We start from the raw sequence: 14,371 nt of genomic DNA on the forward strand, positions 1-14,371 counted from the left end.
CCCATCCATCTCGAGTCAAGGACTGAGCGAAACTGGCACGACGTACGCCCGAGGGACCGCCGCCCGCGCCGACGGTCCAGCGACTGCGCCTCCGGTACACCAAGCGCGGCCGCCTCCGGTTCACCAGCCACCGGGATTTCCAGCGCGCGTTCGAGCGGGCCCTGCGTCGGGCGGAAGTGCCGATGGCCTACTCCGCCGGTTTCACCCCCCACCCCAAGGTGTCCTACGCGGGGGCGGCGCCCACCGGCGTCGCCAGCGAGGCCGAATATCTCGAGATCGGCGTGGCCACACACTGTGACCCCGCCCGTCTGCGGGATCTGCTGGACGCGTCGCTGCCGAGCGGTCTCGACATCGTCGAGATCGTCGAGGCACAGGGCGGCAACCTCCCCGAGCGCCTGGAGGCGTCGGTCTGGGAGCTGGCCCTGGACGGGGTCGCTCGCGAGGAGGCCGAGCGCGCGGTCACCGCGTTCCTGGCCGCCGAGACCGTCGAGGTCCAGCGGATGAGCAAGAACGGAATGCGCACATTCGACGCCCGGGAGGCGGTGATCGCGCTGACCGTCACCACCCCCGACGCGAACGACGCAGGTCACCAGGGTGTCGATGCGGGTAGTGCCGCACCCTGTGCGATACTGCGACTGGTTGTCCGGCACACCACACCCGCCGTTCGACCCGACGACGTTCTGTCCGGTCTTCGCACGGTCGCCGAACTTGTGACGCCCACCGCCGCCGCGGTCACCCGCCTGGCGCAGGGGCCGCTCGACGCCGCGACCGTTTCGGTGACCGACCCGCTCGCGCCCGACCGCGCGACATCGGCGGTGGAGCACACCTCGCAGGGGGACGAGGAACTCCGAACCGGCCCGCAGGGCGGTGCAGAACCCGTCGTCGAAGCCTCGAATCGGTGACGACCGGGTACACGAGGCCCAAGGCTTGAATTTCCGACAGACTTATCGCCCGGATCACGGCCGCAAGGCCGGGACCGGCGAGTGAGAGAGAAGCTTCCGCGCGGCGCCCTGCGTTGGAGCGCCCGGAAGCGTGACGGGAGACAGACCCGCATGCTCGACACCGAGCCCAACGACACGCCTGAGACATCAGGTACTTCCGGGGTGGTAAACCCCGGTACCGACAACGACAGCAGTACGAAGGACGACACGGCCACGACGTCGGCACCCCGCCGCCGTCGGCGCGCCGCCAGCCGTCCGGCCGGACCGCCGAGCGTGCCCTCACCCGAGGCCGCGCCGGTTCCGGCTGCCGTGACGCCCGAGGCGCCCGCGCCCGCCGGCGAGGCCGACGAGGAGGAGCCGGAGGTCGACGAGACCGCACCGGTCGACGCCGCGCCGGAACCCGAGCCGGAGCCGGAGCCCGAGGCGCCGCGACGGACGCGGCGTACCCGCAAGCGGGTGACCGCGCCGGTGACCGACACGGCCGCCATCGCGGCCGCGCCGACGGAGGCGGTCGAGGCCGCGCCGGCGGAGGTCGCCGCCGAGGCCGCAGCGCCGGCCGAGGAGGAGGCGCCGCGTCGGGTCCGGCGGACCCGCAAGCGGGCCGCCGTCGCGCCCGAGGCGGCCCCCGAAGAGGTCGCGCCCGAGCCTGTCGCCGAGACCGCGCAGGTCTCCCGGGCCGCGGAACCCGCGCAGCCCGCGCAGGCCGAGGCCCCACAGGCCGAGGCCGAGGAGGCGCCGCGGCGAACCCGGCGTACCCGCAAGCGTGCGGTGCCGGCCGTCGAGGAGGCCGAGGCGACGCCCGTCGCCGAGGTCGCGCCGGTGGTCGAGGCCGAGCCCGAGGCGGCCGCCGAGCCGGTGGCCCCGTCGTCTCGGCGCAAGACGCCGCCGCCGGTCTTCCAGCCGCTGTTCCAGGCCCCGCAGGCGGCGGTCTTCGCGGCGCCGCAGCGGGCCGCCGAACCGGTCGCCGCGCCGGCCGAGGACACCGCCCCGGCCGAGCCGGGTACCACGCCCGAGGAGCCGCGCAGTCGGCGTCGCCGGCGCCGCGCGCTGCCGGTGGACGAGGTACACGGCGCGGCCGAGGCCGAGCCGCAGGACTCGCGCTACCAGGACGAGCAGGAGCGGCACCCGGGCCGCGCGGTCGCCACGGCCGAGCCGACCGAGCCGACCGAGGAGCCCGAGGGCGCCGAGGCGCACGAGACGCACGAGGACGAGACCGACGGCGACCGCCCGACCCGTCGCCGCCGGCGCGGTGGCCGACGCCGCCGCGGTCGCGGTGACGACGGCGCCGAGGACCACGGCTCCGACGAGGACGACGAGCACCGCATCGAGGGCGTCGGCGACGGCCCCGACGAGGACGCCGACCCCGACGACCCGGGCGACGCCGGCGCGACCACCAGCAGCCGCCGTCGCCGGCGGCGCCGTCGTCGCGACGGGGCCGCCGACGAGCCCGTCGCCGAGCCGCAGGACGATCCCGAGCGCACCGTGGTCAAGGTCCGCGAGCCGCGCAAGCGCGACGTGCTCGCCGACAGCCCCACCGACGAGGTGCAGGGCGTCAAGGGCTCGACCCGTCTGGAGGCCAAGAAGCAGCGCCGCCGCGAGGGGCGCGAGCAGGGTCGCCGTCGGGTGCCGATCATCACCGAGTCGGAGTTCCTGGCCCGCCGCGAGGCGGTCGAGCGGGTCATGGTGGTGCGCCAGAACGGCGACCGCACCCAGATCGGCGTGCTCGAGGACGACGTGCTCGTCGAGCACTACGTGAGCCGCAGCCAGGACACTCAGTCCGCCTACGTCGGCAACGTCTACCTGGGCAAGGTCCAGAACGTGCTGCCGTCGATGGAGGCCGCGTTCGTCGACATCGGCAAGGGCCGCAACGCGGTGCTGTACGCCGGTGAGGTCAACTTCGAGGCGGCGGGCTTCAGCGGTCCGCGCCGGATCGAGGCCGTGCTCAAGCCCGGCCAGTCGGTCCTGGTCCAGGTCACCAAGGACCCGATCGGCCACAAGGGCGCCCGGCTGACCAGCCAGGTCTCGCTGCCCGGTCGCTACCTGGTGTACGTGCCCGAAGGCACCATGACCGGGATCAGCCGCAAGCTCCCGGACACCGAGCGGGCCCGGCTGAAGACCATCCTCAAGAAGATCGTGCCGGAGAACGCGGGCGTCATCGTGCGCACCGCCGCCGAGGGCGCGACCGAGGAGGACCTGACCCGCGACGTGACGCGGCTCCAGGCCCAGTGGGAGGACATCAAGAAGAAGTCCAAGATGATCACGACCAGTTCGCCCTCGCTGCTGTACGGCGAGCCGGACATGACGGTCCGGGTCATCCGCGACATCTTCAACGAGGACTTCTCCAAGCTGATCGTCTCGGGCGACGAGGCGTGGGGCGTCATCCACGAGTACGTCGGCCACGTGGCCCCCGACCTGGCCCCGCGCCTGTCGCGGTGGACCAGCGAGGTGGACGTCTTCGCGACGTACCGCATCGACGAGCAGCTGATGAAGGCGCTGGACCGCAAGGTCTGGCTGCCCAGCGGCGGCTCGCTGGTGATCGACCGCACCGAGGCGATGGTCGTGGTCGACGTCAACACCGGGAAGTTCACCGGTCAGGGCGGCAACCTCGAGGAGACCGTCACCCGCAACAACCTGGAGGCGGCCGAGGAGATCGTCCGCCAGCTCCGACTGCGCGACCTCGGCGGGATCATCGTCGTCGACTTCATCGACATGGTCCTGGAGGCCAACCGCGATCTGGTCCTGCGCCGGCTGATGGAGTGCCTGGGCCGGGACCGGACCAAGCACCAGGTCGCCGAGGTGACTTCGCTCGGCCTGGTCCAGATGACCCGCAAGCGGGTCGGACAGGGTCTGCTCGAAGCCTTCTCGGAGAACTGCGAGCGGTGCAACGGGCGCGGCGTGATCGTGCACATGGACGCGCCGGAGGCCAAGGGCCACGGCAACGGCGGACACACCCACGGCGGCAACGGCGCGGCGAGTGGCGGTGGGCGGCGCAAGCGCAACAAGGGCCACGCCGACCGCAACGGCAGCGGGCCGATCACCGAGATCGTCGAGACGGACGAGTCGGTCGAGCGGGACGTGCCGGAGTTCGACGAGGTCGTCGAGGTCGTCGAGGTGCCCGCGATCGCCGAGGCGTTCGAGGACGTCGAGGTCGTCGACGTCGCGGAGCCGGCCGAGGCCGCCGAGGTCGTCGAGGCGGAGATCGTGCCGGAGCCGGTGGCGCCGGTCGAGGTCGTCGAGACTCCGCCGGCAGAGGCCCCCGAGGCCGAGCCCGCGGTGATCGAGGGCGCGGACGTACCGGCCGAACCGGTCGCGGCGGCCGAGCAGGCCGAGGAAGCCGAGGAGGCCCCCGCGCCGGCCAAGCGGGTGCGCAAGGCCGCCGCCAAGAAGACGGCCGCCAAGAAGACCGCGGCCAAGACCACGGCGGCGAAGAAGACCGCCGCCAAGGCGCCCCGGAAGTCGGCCAAGAAGGCCGCCGCCGAGGCGGAGGCGACGGAGTCGGCCGTGCCCGAGGTCGCACCCGAGGCGGCGCCCGAGGCCGCACCGGCGGCGCCCGCGAGGGCGCGGAAGGCGACCAAGCGGGCCGCGAAGACCGCGGCCCCCGCCGAGGTCGCGACCGAGGCTCCGGCCGAGGCCGAGCCCGCCAAGCCGGCCAAGGCCGCCGCCAAGCCGCGCAAGACGTCGCGGCGGGCGACCCGGCCCGCCGGCCCGCCGGAGGGTGCCGCGGACGGCGCCGAACCGGTATCGGCGGCGAGCGGAAGCTGAGCCGTACCGGGTCCGCTCCGGGGTGGTATCCCCGGGGCGGACCCGTTTGGCCTTCGGCCCCGGGCATCCTGTAACCTTTGCCCTTGGTGTGCTTAGGCACAGGCTCCTGAGCAACCACCCTCCGGATCGCAAGCTTCGGAGGAGGCCCCCGATTTCTGTTCGGTGTGGCTGGCTTCAGGGGCTCGGACCCTGCAGAGAGAGAGATCCACGGTGTACGCGATCGTTCGCGCCGGTGGCAGGCAGCACAAGGTTGCCATCGGTGACGTCGTCCAGGTCGACCGCATTCGCGGTGCGGCGGGCACGGCAGTTGAGCTCCAGGCCATTCTCGTCGTAGACGGTGAAGCCGTGACGAGTGACCCGTGGGTCCTCGCGGGTGTGAAGGTGACGGCCGAGGTCGTCGACCACACCAAGGGCAAGAAGATCGACATTCTGAAGTACAAGAACAAGACCGGTTACCGCAAGCGCATGGGTCACCGCCAGCAGCACACCCAGCTGAAGATCACCGGCATCAACTCCGGGAAGTAGGGAGCAGCGACATGGCACACAAGAAGGGTGCATCCTCCACCCGGAACGGCCGTGACTCGAACGCGCAGCGCCTCGGCGTCAAGCGCTTCGGCGGCCAGGTCGTCAACGCCGGCGAGATCATCGTCCGCCAGCGCGGTACGCACTTCCACCCCGGCACCAACGTCGGTCGCGGTGGCGACGACACGCTGTTCGCGCTGTCGGCCGGCGCCGTGCAGTTCGGCACCGCGCGCGGTCGCCGCGTCGTGAACATCGTCCCGGCGGAATAATCACGCCGCGGCATTCGCTTCGACACCCGAGGGCGGACCCTATTCGGTCCGCCCTCGGGTGTTTGTCCACAGTGTTCGCTCCCCACTCGGGAGCCGAGGAGGAATCCACGTGACGACCTTCGTCGACCGCGTCGTGCTGCACGTCGCGGCGGGTAACGGGGGCCACGGCGTGGCCTCCGTGCACCGCGAGAAGTTCAAGCCGCTCGGCGGCCCCGACGGGGGCAACGGCGGTCGCGGCGGCGATGTCACGCTGGTCGTCGACGCCAACACCACCACGCTGCTCGAATACCACCACCACCCGCACCGCAAGGCCACCAACGGCAAGCCCGGCGCCGGCGCCAACCGCACCGGCCCCAACGGCAGCGACGTGATCCTGCCCGTGCCGGACGGCACCGTGGTCAAGCGGCTGCTCCCCAACGGCGACGAGGAATTCGTCGAGGACCTGGTCGGCAACGGCGCCAGCTACGTGATCGCCCAGGGCGGTCGCGGCGGCCTCGGCAACGCCGCGCTCGCCTCGCCTCGCCGCAAGGCCCCCGGCTTCGCGCTGCTCGGCGAACCCGGCGAGGCCGGCGACTTCGTCCTGGAGCTGAAGACCGTCGCCGACGTCGCGCTCGTGGGCTTCCCCAGCGCCGGCAAGTCGTCGCTGATCGCCACGCTCAGCGCCGCGCGGCCGAAGATCGCCGACTACCCGTTCACCACCCTGGTGCCGAACCTGGGCGTGGTCACCGCCGGCGACGTCGTCTACACCGTCGCCGACGTACCCGGCCTGATCCCCGGCGCGAGCGAGGGCAAGGGCCTGGGCCTGGAGTTCCTGCGGCACGTGGAGCGCTGCAAGGCGCTGGTCCACGTCCTCGACTGCGCGACGCTGGAGCCAGGCCGCGACCCGATCACCGACCTGGACACCATCGAGGCCGAACTCGCCGCCTACGGCGGCCTGGAGGACCGGCCCCGGATGGTCGCGCTGAACAAGGTCGACGTGCCCGACGGCAGCGACCTGGCCGACCTGGTCAAGGCCGAGTTGGAGGCGCGCGGGCTCCAGGTGTTCCCGGTCTCCGCGGTCAGCCGCGCGGGGCTGCGCGAGTTGTCCTTCGCGATGGCCGCCCAGGTGCAGAGCGCCCGCGACGCGGCGCCCGCGCCGGAGGCCACCCGCATCGTGCTGCGCCCGACCGCGGTCGACGACAGCGGCTTCACCGTCACCCGGCGCGACGAGGCGTTCATCGTGCGCGGCGCCAAGCCCGAACGCTGGGTGCGCCAGACCGACTTCAGCAACGACGAGGCGGTGGGCTACCTGGCCGACCGGCTCGCCCGGCTCGGGGTCGAGGAGGCCCTGTGGTCGGCGGGGGCGGTCCCCGGCGCCGAGGTGGTCATCGGCGACGACGTCACCGGTGTGGTCTTCGACTGGGAGCCGACCGTCGCGGCCGGCGCCGAGATGCTGGGCCGACGCGGTGAGGACCACCGCCTGCAGACGCACCGCCCGGCGGTGGACCGGCGCCGCGAACGTGAGGCGATCGAGACGCAGTACGAGGAGTTCGACCCGTTCTCGGACGACTCCTGACGCACGCCGTAGTCCGATGGCTTTCCCCCGACAGCGCGGTCCGGTGGATGTCCGCCGGCGCGCGGTCCGGGTGACCTTCTCGAATTTCCCGACCGGAAAGCGGGGCCTGAAGTGCACAGTGGGGCCGACGCGGCGCGCGAGGACGTAACCTCCGCGCGCCGCATCGTGGTCAAGGTCGGTTCGTCCTCGTTGACGACCGCGCAGGGTGGCCTGGACCCGGATCGGGTCGACGTCCTGGTGGACGTGATAGCGGCCAAGCGGGCCGAGGGGATCGAGGTCGTCCTGGTCTCCTCCGGGGCGATCGCCGCCGGCCTCGCGCCGCTGGGCCTGGCGCGCCGACCACGCGACCTCGCCACCCAGCAGGCCGCCGCGAGCGTGGGCCAGGGGCTGCTCGTGGCCCGCTATACCGCCTCGTTCGCCCGCTACGGCCTGCGCGTGGGCCAGGTGCTGCTCACCGTCGACGACGTCACCCGCCGTGCGCACTACCGCAACGCGTACAACACGCTGGACAAGCTGCTTGCGATGGGCGCGGTGCCGGTGGTCAACGAGAACGACACGGTGGCCACGGAGGAGATCCGCTTCGGCGACAACGACCGGCTCGCGGCCCTGGTCGCGCACGTCGTGCACGCCGATCTGCTGGTCCTGCTGTCGGATGTGGACGGGCTGTACGACGGTGACCCGGCGAAGCCGACGTCCTCGCGGGTTCCGTTCGTGACCGGTCCGGCCGATCTCGAAGGCATCGAGATCGGCAAGGCCGGCAAATCCGGGGTCGGCACGGGCGGGATGGTCACCAAGGTCGAGGCGGCGGGCATCGCCACCTCGGCGGGCATCCCCGTGGTGCTCACCGCGACCCGCTTCGCGTCCGACGCGCTGGCCGGCAAGGACACCGGAACCCTCTTCCACCGCACTGGAGTTCGCACGGCCGACCGGCTCCTGTGGCTGGCCCACGCGAGCACCGCGCGCGGTCGGCTCGCGCTCGATCCCGGCGCCGTGCGGGCCGTGGTGGAGCGGCGCAGCTCGCTGCTGCCGGCCGGAATCACCGGTGTCCAGGGCGGTTTCGTCGCCGGCGATCCGGTGGACCTGGTTGACGAAAACGGTCACATCGTGGCCCGTGGACTGGTCAACTTTGATGCGAAGGAACTGCCGGGTCTGCTCGGGCGATCCACCCGGGAGTTGGCCCGGGAGCTGGGTCCGGCCTACGAGCGCGAGGTCGTCCACCGCGACGACCTGGTGCTGCTGCGCCGCTGAGCGACGACCACCGAAGATCAGCAGCTCGCCGACGGGAGGCCGGCCGTGCCGGAGCGTGGGGACCGCCCCTGGGGACAGCCGACGACGCCGGCGCGGACCGAACCCGACGGCGCGGGCCGAATGTGGCACATCACGCTGACCCTGGCCGGCCCACCGGGCGACCCCGAGGACGTGCGGCGAGCGCTGGAACGCCTCGCCCACGAACACCCGTTCCTGCTTGCCGGCCGCTACGCCGCCGACCACGCCGAGGTGCGCTACTGGGAGGAGGCTCCCAACCTCCACGACGCCGCCGCGATCGCGCTGCGCCTGTGGGGCGAACACCGCCGGAGCGCGGACCTGCCCCCGTGGGAGCTGATCGGCCTGGAGGTCGTCGACCGCCCCACCTACCAAAAACGCGCCGCCGCCCCGGCCCCCCTCCCCATCCAGCCGGGCCGCGTACAACCGTTTTGAGCGCCGGTACGACGAGCGCCGGGCGCGGCGGCTACGGCACCGCTGCCATGCGGGTGCAGGTGGTGGGTGGGGTGGGGTGGAAGGGGTCGATCTGTTCGGGCTGGGGTGGGGCGTCGGCCGGGGTGGGGCCGGTGAAGGTGGGGTGGAACCAGGTGGCGTTGTCCGGGGTGCAGGGCTGGGGTCCGGCCACGGTCAGGATGCGGCGGACCTGGAGGAGGCCGTCGTGCAGCATCGGCGCGTCGGTGTGGAAGTCCCAGACGCGGTGCACCACGAAGCGGGTCCAGCCGGGGCCGCCGACTTGGGCGACGGCGTAGACGAGCACCACGTCGGCGGTGACCACGAGGTCGCGCTGCGCGTGCTCGGCGGCCGTGATGGTGCCGGCCACCCTGGGGGCCGCGTCCAGGACCCGGATCGCCGCCGGGTCGAAGCGGGTGATCCAGCCGGTGGGGGCCGATACGTCGTCGTCGAGGGGGGCGACCAGGGCCGCGCCGAGTTGGTCGCGCTGTTCGCGGCGCAGCAGGGGCAGCGCCGCCCACGGCCGGCCGCCCGCCAGGACGGTCGGGTCGAGTTGGGTACCGACCACGAACTCGCGGACCAGGTCGAGGGCTTGGCCCACCTGGACGGCGGAGTAGTGGGCCGTTTCGCGGCGTTCGCCGATGGCGATCCCGGCGACGCCCTGGGCCCAGCCGGCGGCCGGTCCGCCGGCCATCGGGTCGGCGGGCAGCGGGCCGGTCGCGTAGCCCACGGGCGGGGTCAGCGAGACCCGTTGCAGGACAGCGGGGCCGACCTCCAGGTGCGATCCGGCGGTGGTGGCCCGCCGGGCGCCGAGGAAGGTCGCGCCGCCGATCACCAGCAGGACGACCAGCACACCCGCCACGCCGCGCAGCGTGCGCAGCCGGACACCGAGCACCCGGCGCTGCCGGTGCGGTCGTTTGCCCGCGTGCAGCCGCTCCCGCGCGGAGGGCTCGTGCAGGTCCGCCGCACGGACGAAGGTCGCGTCGAATACGACGGCGCTGAACTCGTCCTCGCCGTCGGGCCCACCCCTGTTCGGGCCTTCGGGGGGTACTCCCCGTCCGGACATGGCATCAGCTTAAGTCGCGCGCGAGCGGGTGGATATGCACCCGGGCGCGGGGGTTTGCGGCGGGTGTTCGGCAAGGTCGCGAGCGGGGCGTGCCTCGCGGAAGCGGGCGGCTGGGTCGCGAGCGGGCCGTGTCTCCCTTGGGGACCGGGGTGCCTGGCTCCCGGCGGGCTCGCCCCTCCTCAGCCGGGCCCCGAACGTGCCACCGCCGCCTGGGACGGTGCCCCCGTACCGCCGGCCGCGCCCGAATCCCCCGGCGCGACGGTTATTCGCACCTGGGAGGTGTCCTGGCCGGGCGGCGCCGGCACGGGGTTGTTGTCGGTCGTCGCGCTGCGACCGGTGCCCACCGACGGTTGCCGGGGCGCGCTCGGTCCCTGCGAGGATCCGCTGCGGTAGACGGCGGTGACCGCCATCGCCACCACGCCGACCCCCATCAGCAGGGCCAGCACCCAGGCCACGCCGCGCCGCCAGCGTGTGGTGCGCGCGGCCTTGGCCCACGGCTCGCCCGCGAACCAGGCCGGCACGTGCGGCAACACCGGCGCGGTGTCGTGTCCGGGTACGGTCCGGGCCCGCCACGGGTCCTCGCCGTCGGGTGGATACGTCCCGTCGTCGAACCAGTCGGAGCGGTCGGCCTGTTCGGCCGTCCGGTCGGTCCGCTCGGGCGCGGCCGCGGTGGGGGTGGGCGCAGCGTCGATTGCCGCGCCACGCTCGGTCGCCGAGGGTTCGTGCACGCGGGCCGCGCGCACGAAGGACTCGTCGAAGACGACGGAGGAAAGCTCGTCCTCCGAGAACTCGGGAAAGTCTGGGCCGTCCGGGAACTCTGGCCCTGGTGAATCGGGCACTCCTAGACAGTATTACCGCAGGCACTCCGATGGATACCGATTCAAGGCACCGGTCTGGGGCCCTTCACCGCGCCGCTCCGGGACCCGGCTCGGCGCACCGGACCCGGACGGGTGGTTCCGGAGTCGATCAGGAGCGCACGTGGCCGTCGCCGGTGACCACGTACTTCGTGCTGGTCAGCTCGGGCAGCCCCATCGGGCCACGCGCGTGCAGCTTCTGCGTGGAGATGCCGATCTCCGCGCCGAAGCCGAACTGGCCGCCGTCGGTGAACCGGGTCGAGGCGTTGACCATCACAGCCGTCGAGTCGACCAGGGCCACGAATTCGCGTGCCGCGGCCTGCGAGGTGGTGACGATCGCCTCGGTGTGGCCGGAGGAGTGCCGGCGGATGTGCGCGACCGCGTCGTGCAGCGAGGGCACCACGGCGGCGGCGATGTCGTAGGACAGGTATTCGGTGTCCCAGTCGGCGTCGGTGGCGGGCACCACGTCGGCCGAGTAGGTCTGTACCGCGGCGTCGCCGTGTACGGTCACGCCCGCGTCCTTCAGGGCCGCGAGCGCGAGCGGGACGAAGGCGTCGGCCACGTCGCGGTGCACGAGCAGCGTCTCCGCCGAGTTGCACACGCTGACCCGGTGCGCCTTGGAGTTGACCAGGATGTTCACGGCCATCTCCAGGTCGGTCTGCGCGTCGACGTAGACGTGGCAGTTGCCCACGCCGGTCTCGATCACCGGCACGGTCGAGCCCTCGACCACGGTGCGGATCAGGCTCGCCCCGCCGCGCGGGATCAGTACGTCGACCAGGCCGCGCGCGGTCATCAGCTCCTTCACCGCGTCGTGCGTCTCGCCGGGCACCAGCTGGATGGCGTCGGCGGGCAGGCCGGCCGCGACGACCGCGTCGCGCATCACCGCGACGATGGCGGTGTTCGAGCGGTAGGCGGACGACGAGCCGCGCAGCAGCACCGCATTGCCCGACTTCAGGCACAGCGCGGCACCGTCGACGGTGACGTTGGGGCGGGCCTCGTAGATGATCCCGACCACGCCGAGCGGCACCCGCACCTGGCGCAGTTCCAGGCCGTTGGGCAGGGTCGAGCCGCGCAGCACCTCGCCGACCGGGTCGGGCAGGCCGACCACGTCGCGTACGTCGGAGGCGATCGCGGCGATCCGCTCGTCGGTCAGGGTGAGCCGGTCGATCATCGCCTCGCCGGTGCCGTTGGCCCGGGCGCGCTCCACGTCCTCGGCGTTGGCCGCGACGATCTCCGCCGAGCGGGCCACGAGCGCGTCGGCGAGCGCGAGCAGCGCGTCGTCCTTGACCCGCCGGGTCAGTGGCGCGAGGACGGCGGCGGCCTCCCGGGCGCGACGGGCGGTGTCGAGGACTGCGGACGCTGCGCTGCTGGTCATGCCCGCAAGCCTACCTAGCCGGGTCGGTGATCAACACGACGATTTCAGCGGGCGAGACGCTTCCGCCCGGCGGGTGGGCCGGACACAATGACGCCTCCACCCTTCACCGAGGCGAGGAGCCATCCGTGACCGCTGTCCAGGCCCGCCGGCACGGCATCGCCGACCTGCTCACGCGTACCGCCGCCCGGCTGCCGGACCGGCTCGCCGTGGTGGACGGCGAGCTGCGGCAGACCTTCGCCGAACTCGACGACACGGTCTCGCGCGCCGCCGGGGCACTGGCCGCGCGCGGCATCGGCAAGGGCGACCGGGTGGTGCTGCTCGCCCGCAACTCGCACGGGTTCGTGGTGGCCTACTTCGCGCTGGCCCGGCTCGGCGCGGTCTCGGTCCCGGTGAACTTCATGCTCACCGCGCCCGAGGTCGGCTACGTCCTGGAGCACGCGGGCGCGATCGCCGTGCTGGCCGGCCCCGAGCTGACCGCCACCGCCGACGCCGCCCTGGCCGGCCGCGAGGTGCTGCGCGTGGTGCTCGGCCCGGCGGTTTCGGGGTGGGAGCCGTTCGCCGGGCTGATCGCCGAGGGCGGCGAGGTGCCGGATGTGGCGCTCCTCGACGACGACCCGGTCCAGATCATGTACACCTCGGGCACCGAGTCCCGCCCCAAGGGCGCGGTGATGACCAGCCGCAACCTGATCGCCCAGTACGCGACCGCGATCATCGACGGCGGGATGGCCGCCGACGACGTGGAGATCCACGCCCTGCCGCTCTACCACTGCGCGCAGTTGCACTGCTTCCTCACCCCGGACGTCTACCTCGGCGCGACGTCGATCATCCTGCCCGCGCCGGACCCGGCCACGCTGCTCGCCACGATCGAACGCGAGCGGGTGAGCAAGCTGTTCTGCCCGCCGACGGTGTGGATCGCGCTGCTGCGCCACCCCGACTTCGACACGCGGGACCTGTCCGGGCTGCGCAAGGGCTACTACGGCGCGGCGGCGATGCCGGTCGAGGTGCTGGGCGAACTGCGGCGCCGGTTGCCGCGGTTGCGGCTGTACAACTTCTACGGCCAGACCGAGATGTCGCCGGTGGCCACCATCCTGGGCCCGGACGACCAGGAGCGGAAGGCGGGTTCGGCGGGACGCGCGGGGCTCAACGTACAAACGGCCGTGGTCGACGACGAGGACCGCCCGGTGCCACCCGGCGAGGTGGGCGAGATCGTGCACCGCGGCCCCCACACCATGCTCGGCTACTGGAACGACCCGGACCGCACCGCCGAGGTCTTCCGCAACGGCTGGTTCCACAGCGGCGACCTCGGCGTACTGGACGCGGAGGGCTACCTCACGGTGGTCGACCGCAAGAAGGACATGGTCAAGACCGGCGGCGAAAACGTGGCCGGCCGAGAGGTGGAGGAGGCCATCCACGCCCACCCGGCGGTAGCGGAGGCGGCGGTCTTCGGCGTCCCGCACCCGTACTGGATCGAGGCGGTCACGGCAGTGGTCGTGCCGCGGCCGGGCGGGCGGATCACGCGGGAGGAGGTCATCGAACACTGCAAGACCCGCCTGGCGGGCTTCAAGGTCCCCAAGTATGTAGTGATCGCCGAGTCGCTCCCGAAGAACCCCAGCGGCAAAATCCTCAAACGCCAACTCCGGGACGAACACGCGAAGTTGGCCGCCGAGTAGCGCCCGACACCCGAACCGCCGGGGGCGATGAGAGGGGTGGGTGGTGGTCGGGTCGGGTGGGTGGTCGGGTCGGGTGGTCGGGTCGGGTTCCCCGGGTGGCCTTCGCGGGTGGGCCGGGTGTTTTGGCGGGCGTTGCGCTTGTGGTTACGAGTGGCCGGTGCGGGGCCGGTCAGAGTCGGTGATGGGCCGCCGCCGGCGTGCGGGGCTCCGAGAGCCGGAGGCCCGACGAGACGGGTGTGTTGCTCGGCGAAAACCAGCCGGCAGCAGCGGGGAGGGAGGGCCGTCCGGTCGAGTCTTCCGGGGGGCTTTCCCGAGTGGGCCGGGCGCTTCCGGCGCGCCCTGCGCCTTGGGTTGCGGGTGGCTGGTCCGGGGCTGGCCAGAGTCGGTGGTGAGTCGCCGCCGGCGTGCGGGGCTCCGAGAGCCGGGCGCCCGACGAGACGGGTGTGTTGTTCGGCGAAAACCAGCCGGCAGTAGCGGGGAGGGAGGGCGCTGGGGTCGGGTGCTCCGAGGGGCCTCCCGAAGGCTCATGAATCCGGTTTGCCTGGGGTGTTGTGGCTCAGCGTGAGGGAAAACCGCAGGTCAGTGCAGGCTGGGGCCGTTTCGAGCGCCTCGGGATCCGGGTTCGGCTCCCATTGGGCACTTTC

At 72.8% G+C, this 14,371-nt stretch carries 11 protein-coding genes; 8 read left to right on the top strand and 3 right to left on the bottom strand.

The window, feature by feature from the left end; all coding sequences use genetic code 11:
- Window positions 1–32: 32 nt before the first annotated feature.
- From ACMXN5_RS10345 to ACMXN5_RS10375, 7 genes are all read left to right on the top strand, one after another.
- On the top strand, window positions 33–902 hold the full coding sequence (locus ACMXN5_RS10345; protein WP_439677982.1) for a TIGR03936 family radical SAM-associated protein: 870 nt from the start codon (window positions 33–35) through the stop codon (window positions 900–902).
- Window positions 903–1,052: 150 nt separating this feature from the next.
- A complete protein-coding gene (locus ACMXN5_RS10350; RefSeq protein WP_439674984.1) occupies window positions 1,053–4,703 on the top strand; it encodes an Rne/Rng family ribonuclease in 3,651 nt (1,216 codons plus the stop codon).
- Window positions 4,704–4,913: 210 nt separating this feature from the next.
- Window positions 4,914–5,228 (top strand): 50S ribosomal protein L21, encoded by a 315-nt coding sequence (gene rplU, locus ACMXN5_RS10355; protein WP_078977259.1) that lies wholly within the window; start codon window positions 4,914–4,916, stop codon window positions 5,226–5,228.
- 11 nt (window positions 5,229–5,239) lie between these two features.
- On the top strand, window positions 5,240–5,494 hold the full coding sequence (gene rpmA / locus ACMXN5_RS10360) for a 50S ribosomal protein L27 (RefSeq protein ID WP_020550744.1): 255 nt from the start codon (window positions 5,240–5,242) through the stop codon (window positions 5,492–5,494).
- A gap of 109 nt (window positions 5,495–5,603) precedes the next feature.
- Window positions 5,604–7,049 carry a GTPase ObgE gene (gene obgE / locus ACMXN5_RS10365; RefSeq protein ID WP_395789462.1) on the top strand — a complete coding sequence of 482 codons (1,446 nt, stop codon included), beginning with the start codon at window positions 5,604–5,606 and terminating at the stop codon, window positions 7,047–7,049.
- Between the two features lie 111 nt (window positions 7,050–7,160).
- Complete coding sequence (gene proB, locus ACMXN5_RS10370) at window positions 7,161–8,297, top strand: glutamate 5-kinase (RefSeq protein ID WP_439674985.1); 1,137 nt, start codon at window positions 7,161–7,163, stop codon at window positions 8,295–8,297.
- 45 nt (window positions 8,298–8,342) lie between these two features.
- A complete protein-coding gene (locus tag ACMXN5_RS10375) occupies window positions 8,343–8,747 on the top strand; it encodes a hypothetical protein (RefSeq protein ID WP_380002956.1) in 405 nt (134 codons plus the stop codon).
- 31 nt (window positions 8,748–8,778) lie between these two features.
- Here ACMXN5_RS10375 and ACMXN5_RS10380 read toward each other — a convergent pair whose 3' ends face one another.
- The 3 genes from ACMXN5_RS10380 to ACMXN5_RS10390 all read right to left on the bottom strand — a co-directional run bounded on the left by ACMXN5_RS10380 (window position 8,779) and on the right by ACMXN5_RS10390 (window position 12,057).
- Complete coding sequence (locus tag ACMXN5_RS10380) at window positions 8,779–9,828, bottom strand: SCO2583 family membrane protein (protein ID WP_439674986.1); 1,050 nt, start codon at window positions 9,826–9,828, stop codon at window positions 8,779–8,781.
- A gap of 179 nt (window positions 9,829–10,007) precedes the next feature.
- Entirely contained in the window at window positions 10,008–10,667 is a 660-nt protein-coding gene (locus tag ACMXN5_RS10385) for an SCO2584 family spore wall biosynthesis protein (protein WP_439674987.1), read from the bottom strand.
- Between the two features lie 127 nt (window positions 10,668–10,794).
- A complete protein-coding gene (locus ACMXN5_RS10390; RefSeq protein WP_439674988.1) occupies window positions 10,795–12,057 on the bottom strand; it encodes a glutamate-5-semialdehyde dehydrogenase in 1,263 nt (420 codons plus the stop codon).
- A gap of 125 nt (window positions 12,058–12,182) precedes the next feature.
- On the opposite strand from ACMXN5_RS10390, the gene ACMXN5_RS10395 reads away from it, so the two are divergent.
- Window positions 12,183–13,727, top strand: a complete 1,545-nt coding sequence (locus tag ACMXN5_RS10395) for a fatty acyl-CoA synthetase (protein WP_439674989.1) — start codon at window positions 12,183–12,185, stop codon at window positions 13,725–13,727.
- Window positions 13,728–14,371: the final 644 nt, after the last annotated feature.

The organism is Embleya australiensis (genome assembly GCF_051903075.1).
Taxonomy (GTDB): domain Bacteria; phylum Actinomycetota; class Actinomycetes; order Streptomycetales; family Streptomycetaceae; genus Embleya.